Origin of the sequence: Salinicola halimionae (genome assembly GCF_003206065.1) — a bacterium.
Lineage (GTDB): Bacteria > Pseudomonadota > Gammaproteobacteria > Pseudomonadales > Halomonadaceae > Salinicola > Salinicola halimionae.
Genome location: NZ_PZJQ01000005.1, coordinates 548772 through 566883 on the forward strand (window position 1 = coordinate 548772; position 18112 = coordinate 566883).

General features: G+C 61.8%; 18 protein-coding genes. 15 read left to right on the top strand and 3 right to left on the bottom strand.

All coding sequences use genetic code 11. The features are described 5' to 3' along the window. The first annotated feature begins 93 nt into the window (after positions 1–93). From dbpA to DOM27_RS15370, 3 genes are all read left to right on the top strand, one after another. Positions 94–1527, top strand: a complete 1434-nt coding sequence (gene dbpA, locus DOM27_RS15360) for an ATP-dependent RNA helicase DbpA (protein ID WP_110657240.1) — start codon at positions 94–96, stop codon at positions 1525–1527. A gap of 44 nt (positions 1528–1571) precedes the next feature. Then, positions 1572–2429, top strand: a complete 858-nt coding sequence (locus DOM27_RS15365; protein ID WP_110657242.1) for a PA4780 family RIO1-like protein kinase — start codon at positions 1572–1574, stop codon at positions 2427–2429. A gap of 187 nt (positions 2430–2616) precedes the next feature. Continuing rightward, positions 2617–3624 (top strand): zinc-dependent alcohol dehydrogenase family protein, encoded by a 1008-nt coding sequence (locus DOM27_RS15370; RefSeq protein ID WP_110657244.1) that lies wholly within the window; start codon positions 2617–2619, stop codon positions 3622–3624. A gap of 127 nt (positions 3625–3751) precedes the next feature. On the opposite strand, the gene DOM27_RS15375 is transcribed toward DOM27_RS15370, so the two are convergent. Beyond that, on the bottom strand, positions 3752–4564 hold the full coding sequence (locus DOM27_RS15375; protein WP_245392749.1) for a transporter substrate-binding domain-containing protein: 813 nt from the start codon (positions 4562–4564) through the stop codon (positions 3752–3754). 331 nt (positions 4565–4895) lie between these two features. Between DOM27_RS15375 and DOM27_RS15380 the strand changes: the two genes are divergently transcribed. The 3 genes from DOM27_RS15380 (at position 4896) to DOM27_RS15390 (ending at position 7081) form a co-directional block, all read left to right on the top strand. Further along, positions 4896–5519: a LemA family protein gene (locus tag DOM27_RS15380; protein ID WP_110657246.1), complete on the top strand. Its 624-nt coding sequence runs from the start codon at positions 4896–4898 to the stop codon at positions 5517–5519. Next, positions 5519–6343, top strand: a complete 825-nt coding sequence (locus DOM27_RS15385; RefSeq protein WP_245392750.1) for a TPM domain-containing protein — start codon at positions 5519–5521, stop codon at positions 6341–6343. The genes DOM27_RS15380 and DOM27_RS15385 overlap by 1 nt, the downstream gene beginning before the upstream one ends. Positions 6344–6445: 102 nt before the next feature. Next, a complete protein-coding gene (locus DOM27_RS15390; RefSeq protein ID WP_110657248.1) occupies positions 6446–7081 on the top strand; it encodes a TPM domain-containing protein in 636 nt (211 codons plus the stop codon). A gap of 115 nt (positions 7082–7196) precedes the next feature. Here DOM27_RS15390 and DOM27_RS15395 read toward each other — a convergent pair whose 3' ends face one another. Next, positions 7197–8645: a DEAD/DEAH box helicase gene (locus tag DOM27_RS15395; RefSeq protein WP_110657250.1), complete on the bottom strand. Its 1449-nt coding sequence runs from the start codon at positions 8643–8645 to the stop codon at positions 7197–7199. 387 nt (positions 8646–9032) lie between these two features. On the opposite strand from DOM27_RS15395, the gene DOM27_RS15400 reads away from it, so the two are divergent. The 4 genes from DOM27_RS15400 to DOM27_RS15415 all read left to right on the top strand — a co-directional run bounded on the left by DOM27_RS15400 (position 9033) and on the right by DOM27_RS15415 (position 11353). Further along, entirely contained in the window at positions 9033–9407 is a 375-nt protein-coding gene (locus tag DOM27_RS15400; RefSeq protein WP_110657252.1) for a VOC family protein, read from the top strand. Between the two features lie 76 nt (positions 9408–9483). Then, complete coding sequence (locus tag DOM27_RS15405; protein ID WP_110657254.1) at positions 9484–10644, top strand: glycerophosphodiester phosphodiesterase; 1161 nt, start codon at positions 9484–9486, stop codon at positions 10642–10644. Positions 10645–10760: 116 nt separating this feature from the next. Continuing rightward, on the top strand, positions 10761–11051 hold the full coding sequence (locus tag DOM27_RS15410) for a cupin domain-containing protein (protein WP_110657256.1): 291 nt from the start codon (positions 10761–10763) through the stop codon (positions 11049–11051). 89 nt (positions 11052–11140) lie between these two features. Continuing rightward, positions 11141–11353, top strand: coding sequence for an SEC-C metal-binding domain-containing protein (locus tag DOM27_RS15415; RefSeq protein ID WP_110657258.1), 213 nt, complete (start codon positions 11141–11143; stop codon positions 11351–11353). 6 nt (positions 11354–11359) lie between these two features. Here DOM27_RS15415 and DOM27_RS15420 read toward each other — a convergent pair whose 3' ends face one another. After that, on the bottom strand, positions 11360–12274 hold the full coding sequence (locus tag DOM27_RS15420; protein WP_110657260.1) for a LysR family transcriptional regulator: 915 nt from the start codon (positions 12272–12274) through the stop codon (positions 11360–11362). Positions 12275–12571: 297 nt separating this feature from the next. Between DOM27_RS15420 and DOM27_RS15425 the strand changes: the two genes are divergently transcribed. From DOM27_RS15425 to DOM27_RS15445, 5 genes are all read left to right on the top strand, one after another. Then, positions 12572–14092 (top strand): ABC transporter substrate-binding protein, encoded by a 1521-nt coding sequence (locus DOM27_RS15425; protein ID WP_110657262.1) that lies wholly within the window; start codon positions 12572–12574, stop codon positions 14090–14092. A 74-nt stretch (positions 14093–14166) separates the two neighbouring features. After that, entirely contained in the window at positions 14167–15084 is a 918-nt protein-coding gene (locus DOM27_RS15430) for an ABC transporter permease (RefSeq protein WP_110657264.1), read from the top strand. A 10-nt stretch (positions 15085–15094) separates the two neighbouring features. After that, positions 15095–16030, top strand: a complete 936-nt coding sequence (locus DOM27_RS15435; protein ID WP_110657266.1) for an ABC transporter permease — start codon at positions 15095–15097, stop codon at positions 16028–16030. Then, a complete protein-coding gene (locus DOM27_RS15440) occupies positions 16030–17067 on the top strand; it encodes an ABC transporter ATP-binding protein (RefSeq protein WP_245392751.1) in 1038 nt (345 codons plus the stop codon). Before DOM27_RS15435 ends, DOM27_RS15440 begins: the two co-directional genes overlap by 1 nt. Beyond that, on the top strand, positions 17064–18107 hold the full coding sequence (locus DOM27_RS15445) for an ABC transporter ATP-binding protein (RefSeq protein WP_245392752.1): 1044 nt from the start codon (positions 17064–17066) through the stop codon (positions 18105–18107). The genes DOM27_RS15440 and DOM27_RS15445 overlap by 4 nt, the downstream gene beginning before the upstream one ends. Positions 18108–18112: the final 5 nt, after the last annotated feature.

Here is an 18112-nt window from a genome sequence, read left to right on the forward strand (position 1 = left end):
GTATTCTGCCGCGCCTGAGCATGACATGGTGAGACCCGACGCGTCCGCCGGTTGACTGCATCGACCCCTTCATCTCGACCAGGAGCGCTCGCCGTGCCCGAGACTCATCACCCGAAGACTCATCAACCCGTATCGGGGCAGCCCGAGGCGTTTTCCGCGCTGCCGCTGCCCGCGGCGCTTCTGGATAATCTGGAATCGCTGGGCTATCTGGCGATGACGCCGATTCAGGCTTCCAGCCTGCCGCCGATCCTGCGTGGCCAGGACGTGATCGGGCAGGGCAAGACGGGTTCCGGCAAGACGGCTGCCTTTGGGTTGGGATTGCTGTCGGCGCTCGATGTCTCGCGCTTCCAGGTTCAGGCCTTGGTGCTGTGCCCGACTCGTGAGCTGGCGGATCAGGTCGCCGAAGAGCTGCGTCGACTGGCGCGAATGCTGGCCAATGTCAAAATTCTCGCGCTTTGCGGGGGAGCGCCGTTGGGCCCGCAGTTGAATTCGCTGTCGCACGGTGCGCATATCGTCGTCGGCACGCCTGGCCGCATCGAGGAGCATCTGCGCAAGGGCTCGCTGGATCTCTCCTCGCTGGCCGTGCTGGTGCTGGATGAGGCCGACCGTATGCTCGACATGGGCTTCCAGGCGGCGCTGGACACGATCGTCGCGGCAACCCCGAAAGCACGCCAGACGCTATTGTTCAGCGCCACCTACGGCGACAGCGTACGCCCGGTCGCCGAGCGCATGCTGCGTGAGCCGGTAATGGTGGAAGTGGATTCCTCCCATGATGACGAGAGCATTCGCCAGCATTTTCACCGGGTTGCCGACGAACCGGCCCGCCTGGCGGCGCTCAGCCAGCTGCTGCTGCACTATCGGCCGGAATCCAGCGTGGTGTTCTGTAATACCCGACGCGAGACGCAGGAAGTGGCGGACCAGCTGATGGCGGCCGGGTTCAGCACCGAGGCGTTGCATGGTGATCTCGAGCAGCGTGATCGCGATCAGACTCTGATTCGCTTTGCCAACAAGAGCCTGTCGGTTCTCGTCGCCACCGACGTCGCGGCACGCGGACTGGATATCGACGCGCTGGATGCGGTATTCAACTATCAGATCGCCCGTGAGCTCGAAGTGCATGTGCATCGGATTGGCCGCACAGGACGCGCAGGCGCAAGCGGCATCGCCTGTACGATATTGACCGAGAAGGAAGCCTATCGTCTCGAGCGACTCGAGGCGTTTCTGGGTGAGACACTGACCATCGAGCCGCTGCCCGGCCGAGGTTCGGCATCGAAGGCGCCGTTTCAACCCCGTATGGCGACGCTACAGATCGATGCCGGCAAGAAACAGAAAATTCGACCCGGTGACGTGCTGGGAGCTCTCACCAACGGTGACGATGCCATCGGCGGTGACCAGGTCGGCAAGATCAAGGTGCTGGATCGCAGCGCTTATGTGGCGGTCGAACGCTCGATCGCCAAACAGGCGCTGGCGACATTGAGCGCCGGTAAATTGAAAGGGCGCAGCTGTCGGGTGCGCCGAATCGGACGCTGAAGATAGCGGGGACATGTGAGGATGCATGTAAGGATAGCGAAGGCATGAAGGTACCCAAGCGATTGCAGCCGTTGGTCGAAGATGGGCTGGTGGACGAAGTCGTCAGCCAGTTGATGAGTGGCAAGGAGGCGCAGGTTTTCGTGGTTCGTTGCGGTGACGAACTGCGCTGCGCCAAGGTGTTCAAGGAGGCCAAGCAGCGCAGCTTCAAGCAGGCGGTCGCCTATCAGGAAGGTCGTAAGGTGCGTAACACGCGCCGTGCGCGGGCAATGTCGAAGAAGACCCGTTACGGCCAGCGCGAGCAGGAGTCGGCGTGGCTGAATGCGGAAGTCGATGCGCTCTATCGGCTCGCCGAGGCGGGCGTGCGAGTGCCTACGCCGCATGGCTTCGTCGATGGCGTGCTGCTGATGGAGATGATCGTCGATGCCGATGGGGACGTCGCACCGCGCCTCGATGACGTCGAACTGACGCCGGAGCTGGCGCTCGACTATCACCAGCGCCTGATCGGTGAAGTCGTCCAGATGCTCTGCGCCGGCCTGATTCATGGCGATTTGTCGGAGTTCAATATTCTGGTTGGCGGCGAAGGACCGGTGATCATCGATCTACCCCAGGCGGTCGATGCGGCCGGCAACAACAATGCGCCGTGGATGCTGGTGCGCGACGTCGACAACCTGCGCGGCTATTTCGGTCGTTTTGCACCGGCACTTTTGAAGACCGACTACGGCAAGGAAATCTGGGCACTTTACGAGGCCGGGGAACTTCATCCCGAGACACCCCTGACCGGTCGCTTCGAGCCGGACGCGTCGCTCGTCGACGTCAGCGATGTCATGCAGGTCATCGATGCCGCCCGCGAGGAAGCGGCGGAGAGACAGGCACGGGAACAGGATGACGACGAGGACGACTGACAATGACGGTTGACCCAAGCGGCTGCCGGGAGCGACTGACGAATAGGCTCCACAGGCGTCGTTGCATGTCAGGTTGGAGAAGAATGCGAGTTCGGCCTGCTGACTTGATCATCACCGGAGGAGACCGTCTACACTTCGGGCACCCGTTAAACGATTCCAAGGAATCGTTTCGTTCAAGGAGTGCACCATGCAAGTCGTCAATTTGAAGTCTCCCGGTGGTCTGGACCAGCTCAACCTTCATGAGGTCGAAGGGCCCGGCGAACCCGGCCCCGGGGAAGTCCGGGTACGTGTCCATGCCAGCTCTCTCAACTTCCATGACTATATTGTCGTCAGCGGCAAGTCCCCGACGGAGGAAGGGCGCATTCCCATGGCCGATGGCGCCGGCGTCATCGAGGCGGTGGGCAAAGGCGTTACCGAATTCTCGATCGGCGATTCCGTGGTCTCCACGTTCTTCCCGCACTGGCTCGACGGGCCAGCGCGCGTGGCCGATTTCAAGACGGTGCCGGGCGACGGTGTCGACGGTTATGCGCGTGAACAGGTCGTCCGTCCTGCTCAATGGTTCACCCATGTGCCCAAGGGCTACACCCATGCCGAAGCCGCAACGCTGACCACTGCCGGTCTCACGGCGTGGCGTGCGCTGGTCGTCGACGGCGGCCTCAAGCCGGGTGACACGGTGCTGACTCTGGGTACCGGCGGAGTATCGATTTTCGCGCTGCAACTGGCCAAGGCCATGGGCGCCACGGTCATTTCGACCTCGTCGTCCGCGGACAAGATCACGCGGCTGAAGGCGCTGGGTGCCGATCACACGATCAACTACCGCGAAGAGTCGGAGTGGGGCAAGAGAGTGCAGGAGTTGACCCACGGGTATGGCGCCGATCACGTGATCGAAGTCGGCGGGCCGGGCACTTTGCCGCAGTCCATCGATGCCGTTGCTATCGGTGGGCATATCTCACTGATCGGGGTGCTGACCGGCCGCGGTGGGGATATCCCGACCTCCAAGCTGATGGCGAAACAGGCCCGACTGCAGGGCTTGATCGTCGGTAGCCGTCAGCATCAGATCGAGATGATCCGTGCTCTTGAGGTGACCGGGATCAAGCCGGTCGTCGACTGCTCGTTCTCGCTGGATCGGATTGCCGATGCCTTCCGCCATCAGGAATCTGGCAAGCACTTCGGCAAGATCTGTCTGGAGTTTTGAGCGTCACGCGACGATAGGACACGGATCGGTAAACCCGAAGCGCCGCCGGCCCGTAACGTGGAAACGATGCCGGCGGCGTTTTTCACCAGTTGACGATCTTGAATGATGGCTACTTCCGCGATAGCCCTTATTTGCGGGAAGCGGGACGCAGGTCGTAGTCGAAATATTGGTGCATCAGGGTTTCGAAGGTGCCGTCCGCATAGACGCTATCCAGCGCTTGATTGAAGGTCTCGGCAAGATCCTTGTCACGTGGGCGCACCGCGATCGCGTTGCCCTTGCCGAAGATCGACTCCGGGCTATCGATGCGCGGCCCGACTTGCACGAAATCGCTGTCGGCGCTGCCGATTTCCAGCGCGTCCAGTGCCACCGGATAGTTGAGGAACGCCATATCCAGGCGCTGCGATTCCAGATCCAGCGCCACATCCGCCGCCGTGGCGTAGCGCTGGACGTCGAGCTTGTCGCCATACTGCTGGGTAATGTAGCTATCCTGCGTCGTCCCTCGCTGCACGCCCACCGATAACCCCTTCAACGATGCCGGATCATCGAGAGAGATATCGCTGCCGCGTCGTGCCACCCAGACCTTGGGTGACATCGCGTAGGATGCGGTGAACAATACCTGGCGCTCCCGTGCCGGGGTGATCCGCATCGACGACATGATGGCGTCGTACTTGCGTGATAGTAGCCCGGGGATGATGCCGTCCCAGCCCTGTACCACCCATTCACAATCGAGCTTGGCGCGCTCGCAGAGCGTGTTGCCCAGGTCGATCTCGAAGCCTTCCAGCTCGCCATCGGCATTGCGGTATTCGAATGGTGGGTAGGGAACATCGACGGCGATGCGAACGTGCGCCGGCGCAGCGGCATGGGCGGTGGAAACCAGGCTGAGTCCGATCGCCAGGGCGGCGAGCGGGAGAGTGAGACGGATATCGAAACGTTGTGTCACGCGTAAGATCCTTTCTTTGATGGCCCGTTGTCTGGAGACCTTTTATTAGGAAGGGCTTTATCGATAGCCCTTTTGACGATCCGTTGTGTTCATCGACGGTGATGTCACATGAAGATCGTCCCAACATGTTGGCGCAGCCGTCGGCGGATGACCAGTGCGGTGAGACTCGGTAAGCAGGTGGTGCCTGAACGTCAACGCTGACCATCCCGCGTCGCCCGTGGGAGCTCACTGAGCACCGCGGGATTCACCTTTCCAAGGCGCCAGCCAACCTGTAACTTGGCGTCATCGTCATATCGACACCCTCTCTGATTTTCTAACCGGGATTCTTTCTATGCAGACGCCTGTGACCGCCCTTTCCGTCGCTGCCCGTCAACCGTGGCGATGGATGCTGCTGCTGGTACTGATGCTGTCGCTCTCAGGCTGCGGCATCAACAATATCCCGACGCTGGATGAAAAGGTGAAGTCGGCCTGGTCCCAGGTCGAGAACCAGTACCAGCGCCGCGCGGATCTCGTTCCCAATCTGGTGCAGACGGTTAAAGGGTTCGCCAGCCAGGAACGGGAGACGCTGACGGCCGTTACCGAGGCGCGGTCCAAGGCGACCTCGATCCAGGTCGATGCCGACAGCCTGAACGACCCTCAGAAGCTGAAGCAGTTCCAGCAGGCCCAGAGCCAACTGACCGGCGCGTTGAGCCGGCTGATGGCGGTCTCCGAGCGCTATCCGGATTTGAAATCGAACCAGAACTTTCTGGCGCTGCAGTCACAGCTGGAAGGCACCGAAAACCGGATATCCGTGGCGCGCCGCGATTTCATCCAGGCGGTCCAGGCGTACAACACCGAAATCCGGACGTTCCCCGGCAAGATCTGGCATAGCGTGTTCTATAGCGACATGCCGATTCGCGAGAACTTCGAGGCCACGGCGGAAGATGCGGATCAGGCACCCAAGGTGGAGTTCTGATGCCAGCATTGATGCGACAACGGATTCGACGACCGGGTATGCGCGCCATCTCGCTCACGATGGGCCTGTGGCTGCTGGCGTTTACCGCGATCGCCCAGGCGGCGCCGGATTTCCCCGAACTGACCGGCCGTGTCGTCGATAACGCCGATCTGCTCGACGATTCGACCCAGTCCCAGTTGACCGACATGCTGGCGGCTCACGAAGACGCTACCGACGAGCAGGTGGTCGTCGTGACGGTGCCGAATCTGCAGGGCGAGGCCATCGAGGATTACGGCTATCAGCTCGGCCGCGAGTGGGGCATCGGCCAGAAGGGCGAGGATAACGGTGCCCTGCTGATCGTGGCGGTGGACGAACGCGCGGTGCGGATCGAGGTCGGTTATGGCCTCGAGGGCCGGCTGACCGACGCCCAGTCCTCGAGAATCATCAATCAGATCATCACCCCGGCGTTTCGCGACGGCGACTTCGCCGGCGGGATTACTCGCGGGGCCGAGGCGATGGTCAAGGTGCTGGGGGGCGATCCCCTGGCGGAAGCGCCGCCACAGCAACAGCCCGATCGGCAAGAATCGCGGCATATCGGCGGCGCGGGATTCTGGTTCTTCGCGCTGTTCATGATCGTGATGCTGATCGTCCGCAGCGGCGGGGGCGGCGGCGGTCGTGGTGGTAAACGACGTCGACGCGGTGGCTTCATGGGTGGCGTGCTGATGGGCGGCGCTCTCGGCGGGTCCGGTGGCTTCGGCGGCGGAGGTTTCGGCGGTTTCGGCGGTGGCGGCTTCGGCGGCGGTGGCGGTGGTTTTGGCGGCGGCGGTGCCTCGGGTGGCTGGTAGGGAAACGCTGAATAAATCGACGAGCAGGATGAAGCGCAACGCGGCGATTCGCCTGCGTAGCCATTCGGGCAGTGTTCCCGTAGACGACAGGATAATGACAGCATGGCCTTATTGAGTGAAAGCGAACAACGGCAGGTCGGCGATGCGATCACCCGGATCGAGCGCGACACCGACGCCGAAGTCGTCACCGTCCTGGCGCGTCAAGCCGACGATTACACCTATATCCCGCTGCTGTGGGCGGGGCTGACGGCGCTCATCGTTCCCGGCGCTCTGGCCGTGATCGCCAGCTGGCTGAGCGGGCTGGACAGCATCAGCGCCTGGTATCTGCTGCTGGTGCAGTGGCTGGTCTTCATCGTCCTGGCGGTGGTTTTCCGGCTTCCCACGGTCCTCACGCGCCTGATCCCGCGTCATGTGCGGTTCTGGCGCGCTTCCAATCTGGCCCGGCGCCAGTTCCTGGACCAGAACCTGCACCACACCGATGCTGGTACCGGCATGCTGATCTTCGTCTCCGAAGCCGAGCGTTACGTGGAGATTCTCGTCGACCGGGGAATTTCGGATCGACTGGACGATGACACCTGGCAGTCGATCGTGGTCAGCTTCACGGCCAAGGTGAAAGTCGGAGAAACCTTGCAGGGTTTCCTCGACTGCATCGATAGTTGCGGCGAGCTGTTGAAGACCCATGTTCCGGCGACCCACGAGCGCAACGAGTTGCCGAACCGGCTCGTCGTGCTCGATTAGGCTTCACGTGCCGGCACTTGGCCGGCATCCGGATACGACAACGCCACCGTTATTGACGGTGGCGTTGTCGTTGATACTAGCTGAAGCCGTTGATCCGAGCAGAAACGTCTAACTTTCAGACGTTGCCGTTGGGCGTGCCGCCGCCGCTGCGCCGCTGCCCACCACCCGAGCGCTGGCGACGTTGCGCCGGGGCCTCGCTGTTGCGATTGGCGCCGTCCCGGTTGCCGTTGGCATCGCCGCGCTGGCCTGACGAGGAACCGCGCCCGCCGCCATTGCCGCGTCCGCCCGTATTACCGCGGCCGCCGGCGTTGCTGGTGCGTCCGCCACCGTTGCTGCGTCGCTGACCGTTCCCGCCATCGTTGCGACGCTGGCCGCCGCGAGGCTGACGACCTTCATTTTCGTCGACCTTGGGACCGCCACCCGGCGTCGGTTCGAAACCTTCCACTGCCTCGCTGCTCAAGCGTTGGCTGATCAGGCGCTCGATACCGGCAAGCTCCTTCTTTTCGTCCAGGCTGACCAGTGAAACTGCCTGGCCGCTGGCTCCGGCTCGGCCGGTACGACCGATGCGGTGAACGTAGTCCTCCGCCACGTTGGGTAGCTCGAAATTCACTACCTGCGGCAACTGGTCGATATCCAGCCCGCGAGCGGCGATATCGGTCGCGATCAGTGCGCGGACGCCGCCACTCTTGAAATCGGCGAGCGCCTTGGTGCGAGCATTCTGGCTCTTGTTGCCGTGAATCGCCGCAGCCTCGATGCCCTGACCCTCGAGATACTTGGTCAGGCGATTGGCGCCGTGCTTGGTTCGGGTGAAGACCAGCACCTGCTGCCACTGATGGGTCTGGATCAGGTGCGACAGCAAGGCCGGCTTGCGGCTCTTGTCCACCGGATGAACCCACTGGGTCACCGTGGCGGCAGCGGCGTTGCGCGGCGTGACCGACAGCTCGACCGGATCGTTGACCATGCCCTTGGCGAGGTTGCGGATCTCGTTGGAGAACGTCGCCGAGAACAGCAGGTTCTGACGCTGCTTGGGCAGCACCGCCAGAATCTTGCGGATATCATGAATGAAGCCCATGTCGAGCATGCGATCCGCTTCGTCGAGCACCAGCACTTCGAGCTTGTCGAAGCGAACCATTTTCTGCTGATAGAGATCGAGCAGGCGTCCCGGCGTGGCAACGAGAATGTCGACGCCCTGGCGCAGGGTGGCAATCTGCGGGTTGATCTTGACCCCGCCAAAGACCACGGCGCTTTTCAGTGGCAGATGCTTGCCGTAGGTCGCCACGCTCTCGCCGACCTGAGCGGCGAGCTCTCGGGTCGGGGTCAGAATCAAGGCACGTACTGGAATCTGTGAACCACCCTGGGGGCGTTCAGCTTGGGACAGGCGGTGCAGGATCGGCAGGGTGAAACCTGCCGTCTTGCCGGTACCCGTCTGTGCGGCCGCCATGACATCTCTTCCCTCGAGGACGGCGGGAATCGCCTGTGACTGAATCGGGGAAGGGGTGTCGTAGCCTTGTTCGGCAACGACTTTCAGCAACGGGGCACTAAGGCCCAGTGAGGCAAAACTCATTCGGTATTCTCTAGGTCGCGGCGATTGGCGAAGCGAAGCGGCTACGCTCTACCGGGGAATGCCAGTGCTGGCTGATGCGCCTGGAGGCGACAAAAAGGAGGGTCGTCGACTTTTTCAGCTTCGCGTGACGACGGTCAGACAGATAACGGCAATGGGCACGCAGCTTAACGCATGTGCGGGCCCGCCGCCATCCGATACTGCGACTATCGTAGAATGGCGTTCGCCATCGGTTTCATGACGACGCAGATTAATGAAGTGCCTGCCCGCTAGCCTCCAGCCGAAGTAAGGACTGACTGGGGCGGTGGGGAATGTCGCGATGGTTTGCGCTGACTACGATGAAATAATGATAGTCGTGTTGAGATCAACGTGATGGAGAGGAGAGCAACAATGCACAGGAGCCGTCTGGCAGCACTCGTTATCGACAGCCAAGTCGACGAGAAATCTTCCGCCATCGATTTCTGGGCCGGGGCGCTGGGTTGGCGGTGCCACGAGGTCGATGGAAAATACGGCAAACTGGATACGCCACCCAATCAGCCTGACGTGTTGATCCAGCAGGTTGATCATCCCAGCCGGGTTCATCTGGATATCGAAAGCGACGATATCGACGCAGAAGTGGCCCGGCTGGAACGGCTGGGTGCGACGGTCATCGAGCGACTGGAACGCTGGACTGTCATGCAAGCGCCCACGGGTCACCGGTTCTGCGTCGTTCATCCGCAACGGGCGGACTTCGGTGGCAGTGATGACGTCAACGTATGGATCTGACTTGGTCGCTAGCGGGTTATCGGGTAGCGTCAGTACCGGATCGGGCCGGGAACCCGGTATCAACTAGGAGATCGCGATGACCACTTCGACACGTTGCTGGCTATTGGCCTGTGGTGTCAGCCTGCTACTGCCGGTCAGTACCGTCCATGCAGCCGACACTCACGACGACAGCGAACCGCAAGGCTCGACGCTGTGTACCAAGATCCCGATACCCTGCGATGCGGTGATCGCCCACCGGGGGGCGTCCTATCAGGCGCCGGAGTCGACTCGACCCGCCTATCTGCTGGCGCGAGATCTGGGTGTCGACTATCTGGAGCTGGATCTGCAACGCACCAAAGATGGTGTACTGGTGGCCGTTCACGACAATACATTGGGCCGCAACACCAATGTGGCCGAGGTGTTCCCCGATCGTGTCGACGCGCCGGTATCCAGTTTCACGCTGGACGAGCTCGAGCAGCTAGACGCCGGCAGCTGGTTCAACGCCAGCTACCCCGATCGCGCCCGTGATAGCTACTCCGGCCTCAAGATACTGACGCTGGATGAAGTGATCGACATCGCCGAGGATGGCAAAAATCACCCCGGGCTATATATCGAGACCAAGGTGCCTGAACAGTTTCCCGGCATCGAAGAAGATCTGCGCGAGAAGCTCGCGACGCGGGGCTGGCTGAATGATGAGACGAAATCCCGGCAGGCTGCCGAGAAGGGGGCCGTAAGAGTTGGAGACACGCCGGGTCGCGTGGTAATGCAGACCTTTTCCAAGGCCAGTCTGAAGGCGTTGGAAACGGCCATGCCGAATGTGCCGCGGGTGCTTCTGCTATGGCTAGGCAAGGGCGGGATCGAGGCGGCACCGGGCAAGCCGCAGGGTAACGACGAGAGTACGGCCGATTACTACGCCCGTCAGCAGGTCGCCTCACCGGAGGCGTATCGGTCTTGGCTCGATTTGGCCAAGGCGCACGGGGCGATCGGGGTCGGGCCGTCGGCGGTACAGTCCGAGCATGACGGGCCTTTCAGCAGCCAGTTCAGCTACATGGATCTGGCCGAACCGTGGATGATCGGCATGGCCCATGACGATGGCATGCTGGTGCATCTCTACACCGTCGATGAGCCGGCGGATTTCGAACGCTATCAGCAGCGCGGCGTCGATGGTTTCTTCACCAACCGGGCCGAACGGCTGCTGGAATTTTACGGGCACCCGCCTCAGGATCAGGATGCCATCCTGAAACGTTACGGTTATTGACGCGCCAAGGACTTCACGACTCGATGGTTGACATGAGTCGAGGGTCACCGTGATGAACGCGCACCGGCGCAGTGCCGGTGCCGAACACTCTCATTTCCCAGTGAAGGATTCGAATCATGAATTCCCCCCGTCCCCAGGCCCAACCCAGTGTACAAGTGGACAACGACCGGGTTCGGATCACCGAATGGCGGTTCCCGCCAGGCGGTGAAACCGGCTGGCATGCGCATGACTGCGACTACGTCGTGGTGCCGCAGACTACCGGCAAGCTTGAACTCGAGACGTTGGACGGGCATACGTTCTCGACTCTGGAAGCGGGCGTTTCCTACTACCGAGAAAAGGGCGCCGAACACAACGTGGTCAACGCCAACGATGTCGAGTTCGTGTTCGTCGAGATCGAGGTCAAGTAGCGTTTTCTCGCCGCGAGACGATGGCGCCACTTCGATCCATGGAGGATAATTGCGGGTCGGTTATCCTCCACTCGTTACGGTAGCGCTCCATGTCCCAATCTCATGTCCACGGCCCGGATTGTCAGCACGACCACGGCGCCTCTAGTCACAGCCACGAGGCTCCCGGCCACGTTCATGGCCCGCACTGCCAACATCATCACGAGCCGCAAGCGCCGGTGCGCAACGCACTCAAGGAAGTGGGGCGCAACGACCCTTGCCCCTGCGGCAGTGGCAAGAAATTCAAGAAGTGCCACGCTGGCTGAACGCCGTCACGGCTTGCCGGAATCCATCATCCCCTTGAGGTGCTCGACGAACGCGGCGGTCGCCGCTGGCAGCGTGCGATTGGCAAGTGTCTGCAGTTCCACGTGCCGTGCATCCATGCCAGCATCGCGAATCGGCACGGCGACGACGCGATCCTGGAGCAGCCGGTGGCGAACCGAAACTTCCCCGGCCAGAGCAATGCCGCCGCCAAGCATGGCAAAATTGACCAGCGCTTCGGTGTAGTTGCTGGTGAAGATCGATTCGAAGATCAGATTCTGCTGGCTGCAGCAGATATCGAACAGCTGGCGTAGTGTGGTTTCCGGCGGCGGTAGGGCAATGGTGTGGCTCTGCAACTGCGCCAGAGTTACCTGCTGCCTGCCCGCTAACGGGTGTTCGTGCGCCATCAATGCGTGAATGCGCGAACGCTGACGTGATTCCACTTGGATGTCGCGCTCCGGGGCCAGACTGAAGGTCAACCCGATATCCGCCTCTCCTTCGCGTACCTTACGCGTCACCTCGGCCGGCGAATTCACGCTGAGCCGAAATTGAATGCCCTGATAGCGACGACGGAACTGGGTGATCGCCAGGGGAATGAAATCCACCGCAAACCCTTCCGAGCTGGCCAGGCGAACCGTGCCTCGCTCGAGCCCCTGCAGCGCCAGAATCTCACTGGCAACCCGGTCGGTTTCCAATTGCATGCGTCTGGCATGCGCGGCCAGCAGCTCACCGGCGGCGCTCGGCACCATACCTCTGGCGCGGCGCTCGAACAGCTGAGTATCAAGCTCGGACTCGAGCCGGGCAATCTGGCGGCTGATCGCGGAGGCTGCCACGTTGAGCTTGAGCGATGCCTCGCTGATCGAGCCGTTTTTTATCACCGCGAGAAAATAGCGCAGCGCGGTTTCCTGGAGGGCACGACTGTTCATTGCCACTGTGGCGTCCTTGATTCTTGTTCACTGCATGATCGTGGGCTTTGTTTTTATTAGCGTTTGCCGAAATGGCAATGGTTGATTCTAAACATTGTACTTGTGGCATGGGTAGGCGTTCGATAGCTTCGAGGCAACCGGCGTCGGCCCGAAGGCGGCTGCACAACATAAGATCCGATCGCCTGCGACACGCCAATGACGGTAGTCCGGGCTCTCGTGCAGCAACATTCTTTCATCCAACAACAGTCCTTGACCCAGCAACACGCTCTCATCTAACAACACAACAATGAGGTTGAAATGCGATCTAACCTGACGCTTTGCCACATCGTGGTTGGTACGACGCTGTGCTGTCTGTCGCTACCGGCGTTGGCCAACAAAGCCAACGATACGCTGGTATACGCTTCCGACAGCGAGCCCGAGAACATCAGCCCATATCACAACAATCTGCGGGAAGGGGTGATCATTTCGCACCTGGCTTGGGACACGTTGATTTATCGCAATCCAGAGACCAACGACTACGAACCGATGCTCGCCACCAAGTGGAATTGGGTCGATGACACCACGCTGGAGATGACGTTGCGTGAAGGCGTGACCTTCCAGAACGGCGAGCCGTTCAACGCCGATGATGTCGTATTTACCTTTAACTACGTGGTGTCACCGGACTCGAAGGTGGTCACGCGCCAGAACACCGACTGGATCAAGAGCGTCGAGAAGATCGACGACACCCATGTTCGCTTCCATCTCAACGGACCTTTCCCGGCCGCGCTGGAATATCTTTCCGGTCCGCTCCCGGTCTTTCCGGATCAGTATTTTCAGAAAGTCGGTCTCGAGGGCTTCAGCAAGAAGCCGATCGGCACCGGCCCTTATCGCATTACCGAAGTGACGCCGGGAGAGGGGGTCAAAATGACCCGAAACGACGATTATTTCGCCGATAGCCCGATCGGAAAGCCCCACATCGGCAAGCTCGAGTTCAAGGTGATCCCTGATCAGGACTCACGCGTGGCGCAGTTGATGACCGGACAGGTCGACTGGATCTGGCGTGTACCGGCGGATCAGGCCGAGCAGATGCAGGGAATGCCCAATCTGACCGTGGACAGCGGCGAGACCATGCGGGTGGGATATGTGTCTTTCGATGCCGCCAAGCGCGAAAATTCCCCGCTGAGCCACCTCGAGGTTCGCCAGGCGATCAATCACGCGATCAACCGTCAGGGTATGGCCGACAATCTGGTGCGCGGCGGCAGCCGCCCCCTCTATGCGCCATGTTTTCCGGCCCAGTTCGGCTGCAAGACTCAGGATGTCGTCGAGTACGACTACGATCCGGACAAGGCGCGTCAATTGCTGGCGGATGCCGGGTACGGCGACGGTTTCGAGCTGAATCTCTATGCCTACCGCGAGCGAGACTACGCCGAGGCGATGATCGGCGATCTGCGCAATGTCGGCATTCGCGTCAACCTACGCTTCATGACCTCGCCGGCCTTGCTCGAGCAGCAGCGCGGCGGCAACACCGACATGTCGTTCAAGACCTGGGGCTCCTATTCAGTCAATGACGTTTCCGCGTTCACCAGTGTCTATTTCGGTGGCGGCGCTGACGATCACTGGCAGGACGAGCAGGTCCAGTCCTGGCTGCACACCGGCGATACGTCCGTCGATCCTGAAGTTCGCAAGGAAAATTATCGGAAGGCGCTCCAGCGAATCTCGGAGAAGGCTTACTGGGCGCCACTGTTTTCTTACTCCACCTACTACGCCTATACCTCCGATCTGAATTTCTCCCCTTATCCGGACGAGCTGCCGCGGTTTGCCGAGGCCAGCTGGAAGTAACGTCTTTCGATATCCGTAACCGTTCGCGTGGCCCCGTGCTTGATCGACGAGGTCGCGTGGCGTGAGGAGGTTTCATGGGCACTTTCATTTTTCGCCGGGTTCTGGTCGCGATGAGCGTGGCACTGACCATTTCGATCGTCAGCTTCATGCTGCTGCACCTTTCCGGTGATCTGGCGACATCGATCGCCGGTCCTGAGGCCACTGCCGAGCAGGTCGAGCAGATCCGCATCGATTACGGTCTCGATCAGCCGATCGTCAATCAGTATCTCGACTGGCTGGGGGGGGCGTTGACCTTCGATTTCGGCCACTCCTACTACTACCAGAGCACGGTAGTCGATCTGATCGTCGATCGCATGCCGATCACGCTGACGCTGGGCGGCGTAGCCCTCGCGCTGGCGGTGAGCATCTCGATTCCACTGGGCGTATTGGCTGCACTCAAGCGCGATACCTGGGTCGATCGGCTGGCACTGCTGTTCGCCGTGGTCGGACAGGCGATGCCGAGTTTCTGGTTCGGGTTGACCTTGATCGTGGTCTTCGCGGTAACGCTGCAGTGGCTCCCCGCCGCCGGTAGCGACGGCTGGCAGCATTTCGTGCTCCCGGCTATCGCGCTGGGTTACTACGCCACTCCCGCAATGATGCGCCTGACCCGTACCGGCATGCTCGAGGTGCTTGAATCCGACTACATCCGGACGGCTCGGGCCAAGGGGTTGCGGACCGGGGCGGTGATCTTCAAGCACGCGCTGCGCAACGCGATCATTCCGGTAGTGGCGCTGGCCGCGGTCGAGCTCGGTTTCATGCTGGGCGGATCGGTGGTCATCGAATCGGTCTTCTCGCTCAATGGGCTGGGTCAGCTGGCCTGGGACGCCATTTCGCGCAACGACTATCCCGTGGTGCAGGCCGTGGTGCTGATCATTGCGCTGTTCTACATCGTTTTGACGCTGCTGGCGGATGTCGCCAACGCCGCGCTCGATCCCCGCATTCGCACCCGTTGAGGAGAACGACATGACGACTTCGAACGTTTCGGCGACTGTCTCCTCAGCGCGGAGGCCCGGCGCCTCTCTGGGCGAAGTTCCGCTGCCGGTGCCGGCATGGTCGCGCGTGACGCGCCGAATTTTCGGCCATCGCGGGCTGGCGATCGGCCTGATAGTGGTCGGGCTGGCGGTATTGATCGCCATCTTCGCGCCGCTGCTGGCGCCGCATGATCCCTATCATCAGGACATCGCCAATCGGATGGTGCCACCGGTCTGGCATGACAAGGGCTCGTGGGTGCATGTGCTGGGCACCGACAAGCTGGGCCGAGACACCTTGAGCCGGCTGCTGTTCGGCACGCGAATTTCGTTGACCATCGGGCTGGTGGTGGCGCTGATCTCCGGCATCATCGGCACCACGCTGGGCGTGCTGGCCGGCTACTTCGGCGGCCGCGTGGATGCGGTCATCAGCTACATCATCACCACGCGTCTGGCGATGCCGGTGGTACTGGTGGCGTTGGCGCTGGCCTCGCTCACCGGTGGGTCGCTGATCACGGTGATCCTGCTGCTGGGCCTGCTGCTGTGGGACCGTTTCGCGGTGGTGTCGCGCTCGGTCACCCAGCAGATGCGCGACGCCGAATACGTCTACGCGGCGCGTACGCTGGGCTGCTCGTTACCCTACATATTGCTGCGCGAAGTGCTGCCCAACATCGCCGGTTCGCTGATTGTGGTGATGACGCTGGAGATGGCTCACGCGATCCTGCTCGAAGCGACGCTGTCGTTTCTTGGCATGGGCGTTCAGCCGCCGCTGCCGTCCTGGGGCCTGATGGTCGCCGAGGGTAAGGCCTACATGTTCTTCCAGCCCTGGGTCATCGCGATCCCCGGTATCGCACTGTTCTTGCTGGTGCTGGCGATCAACCTGCTTGGCGATGGGCTACGGGACCTCAACGCACCGGGAGGGCGCAACTGATGTCGCGACTCGAGGTGAACAACCTACTCGAAGTGAACAACCTACTCGAAGTGAACAACCTGCGCGTCGATCTGCCGGTCGAGGCAGGGACGCTACACGCCGTGCGCGGGATCGACTTTCATGTCGAACGTGGCGAAATGCTCTGCCTGGTGGGGGAGTCCGGCTGTGGCAAGTCGATGACCTCGCTGGCCCTGATGGGGCTGCTGCCTCGCAAGGCCAGGCTGACCGCCGATCGCCTCCAGTTCGACGGAATCGACCTGACCACGCTTCCCGAACGTCGCCGCAGCGACCTGCGCGGGGCGCGGATGTCGATGATCTTCCAGGAACCGATGACCGCGCTCAATCCGGCGTACACGCTGGGCAACCAGCTCTGCGAGGGCTTGATTCGGCATCGCGGCGTCAGTCGGCGCGAGGCTCGTGACCGGGCGCTTTATCTGCTCGAACGTGTCGGCATCAGTGCCGCCAAGGACCGCCTCGAACAGTATCCACATCAGCTCTCCGGCGGGCTACGTCAGCGAGTGATGATCGCCATGGCACTGATGTGCGAGCCCGATCTGATCATCGCCGACGAGCCGACCACGGCGCTCGATGTGACGATCCAGGCGCAGATTCTGCGTCTGTTGCGAGAGCTGCAGCAGGAGTTCGGCACCGCGGTGATCTTCATCACCCACGATCTCGGCGTCGTCGCGCGCATCGCCGATCGGGTGGCGGTGATGTATGCCGGGGAGATGATCGAATCGGCACCGACGCCGGCGCTCTACGCCAACCCCGCTCACCCTTACACGCGCGGGCTGCTGAGCTGCATCCCCGCGCCGGGCAAGACGCCGCCCGGCAGTCGATTGCAGGCAATTCCGGGTGTCGTCCCCAGTCTCGTCGGTTCTGTCGAAGGCTGTGCCTTTCGCAACCGTTGTCCCCAGGCGCAGCCGGCCTGTGAACGAACCCCGCCATTGATGTCGTTGCCCGGCGATCACCGAGCCCGCTGTCACTATGCCGATCGCCCGGTACCGGCACCGCTTCAACCGGAGATGAGTTCATGAAGGCACAATCGACGGCCGAGATGGTCGGTTCTCGCCCCTCGTCGCGGATATCGAACGCGTCTTCGACGCCTGAAACTTCGCAATCGCCCAACCCCGCGCTGGAGCTTTGCGGACTGTCGAAAAGCTTCACGCTGGGTGGCGGCCTGTTCAAACGCGGGCGCACGCTCGGCGCGGTCAACGACGTCTCGCTGCGGATCCCGCGGGGCCAGGTCATGGGACTGGTGGGCGAGTCGGGCTGCGGCAAGAGTACGCTGGCCAAGATGCTGCTGGGGTTGACGTCGCCAACCGAAGGCGACGTGCTGGTCGATGGCGAGCCATTGCGCGGTGCCGATCAGAAAGCCTTGGCGCGTCACATCCAGCCGATCTTCCAGGATCCTTACTCGTCGCTCAATCCGCGCAAGCGGATCGCTCAGATCGTCGGGCTGCCGTTGCGGGTTCACGGTATCGGTACCGCTCGCGAGCAGGCGACGCGCGTGGCGGAAACCCTGGACGTGGTCGGGTTGCCTCGACGTGCTGCCGAGCAGTTCCCCGGCCAGCTTTCCGGCGGCCAGCGTCAACGCGTAGCCATTGCCCGCGCGCTGATCATGCGACCGGATATCGTGATCTGCGACGAGCCGACCTCGGCACTGGACGTTTCGGTCCAGGCGCAGATTCTCAACCTGCTGCTCGATCTCAAGACCGAGTTCGGGCTGACCTATCTGTTCATCAGCCACGACTTGGCGGTGGTCGAGCATCTGGTCGATAGGGTCGCGGTGATGTACCTGGGTCGCATCGTCGAGGAGGGCTCGCGGGAGCAGATTTTCAGCGCACCGCGCCACCCTTATACCCAAGCGTTGCTGGACTCCGCCCTGACGCCGGAGCCCGGATTGGGCGTGCCGGACATCGGGCTGGGCGACGCCATGCCGGACCCCAGTAATCCGCCCTCCGGTTGCGCCTTTCATCCGCGATGTCCCAAGGCCCAGGCGATCTGCCAGCAGACGCGCCCGCGGTTGGAGGAATTTCGTGGCGGTAATGCTCGGGTGGCCTGCCATCTCGCCTGAAAAGT

What these genes read in the sequence shown, in the direction of transcription:
- DOM27_RS15365 (WP_110657242.1), top strand. Translation starts at nt 1,572, where the DNA reads ATGAAGGTACCCAAGCGATTGCAGCCGTTGGTCGAAGATGGGCTGGTG.
- DOM27_RS15370 (WP_110657244.1), top strand. Translation starts at nt 2,617, where the DNA reads ATGCAAGTCGTCAATTTGAAGTCTCCCGGTGGTCTGGACCAGCTCAAC.
- DOM27_RS15380 (WP_110657246.1), top strand. Translation starts at nt 4,896, where the DNA reads ATGCAGACGCCTGTGACCGCCCTTTCCGTCGCTGCCCGTCAACCGTGG.
- DOM27_RS15385 (WP_245392750.1), top strand. Translation starts at nt 5,519, where the DNA reads ATGCCAGCATTGATGCGACAACGGATTCGACGACCGGGTATGCGCGCC.
- DOM27_RS15390 (WP_110657248.1), top strand. Translation starts at nt 6,446, where the DNA reads ATGGCCTTATTGAGTGAAAGCGAACAACGGCAGGTCGGCGATGCGATC.
- DOM27_RS15395 (WP_110657250.1), bottom strand. Translation starts at nt 8,645, where the DNA reads ATGAGTTTTGCCTCACTGGGCCTTAGTGCCCCGTTGCTGAAAGTCGTT.
- DOM27_RS15400 (WP_110657252.1), top strand. Translation starts at nt 9,033, where the DNA reads ATGCACAGGAGCCGTCTGGCAGCACTCGTTATCGACAGCCAAGTCGAC.
- DOM27_RS15405 (WP_110657254.1), top strand. Translation starts at nt 9,484, where the DNA reads ATGACCACTTCGACACGTTGCTGGCTATTGGCCTGTGGTGTCAGCCTG.
- DOM27_RS15410 (WP_110657256.1), top strand. Translation starts at nt 10,761, where the DNA reads ATGAATTCCCCCCGTCCCCAGGCCCAACCCAGTGTACAAGTGGACAAC.
- DOM27_RS15415 (WP_110657258.1), top strand. Translation starts at nt 11,141, where the DNA reads ATGTCCCAATCTCATGTCCACGGCCCGGATTGTCAGCACGACCACGGC.
- DOM27_RS15420 (WP_110657260.1), bottom strand. Translation starts at nt 12,274, where the DNA reads ATGAACAGTCGTGCCCTCCAGGAAACCGCGCTGCGCTATTTTCTCGCG.
- DOM27_RS15425 (WP_110657262.1), top strand. Translation starts at nt 12,572, where the DNA reads ATGCGATCTAACCTGACGCTTTGCCACATCGTGGTTGGTACGACGCTG.
- DOM27_RS15430 (WP_110657264.1), top strand. Translation starts at nt 14,167, where the DNA reads ATGGGCACTTTCATTTTTCGCCGGGTTCTGGTCGCGATGAGCGTGGCA.
- DOM27_RS15435 (WP_110657266.1), top strand. Translation starts at nt 15,095, where the DNA reads ATGACGACTTCGAACGTTTCGGCGACTGTCTCCTCAGCGCGGAGGCCC.
- DOM27_RS15440 (WP_245392751.1), top strand. Translation starts at nt 16,030, where the DNA reads ATGTCGCGACTCGAGGTGAACAACCTACTCGAAGTGAACAACCTACTC.
- DOM27_RS15445 (WP_245392752.1), top strand. Translation starts at nt 17,064, where the DNA reads ATGAAGGCACAATCGACGGCCGAGATGGTCGGTTCTCGCCCCTCGTCG.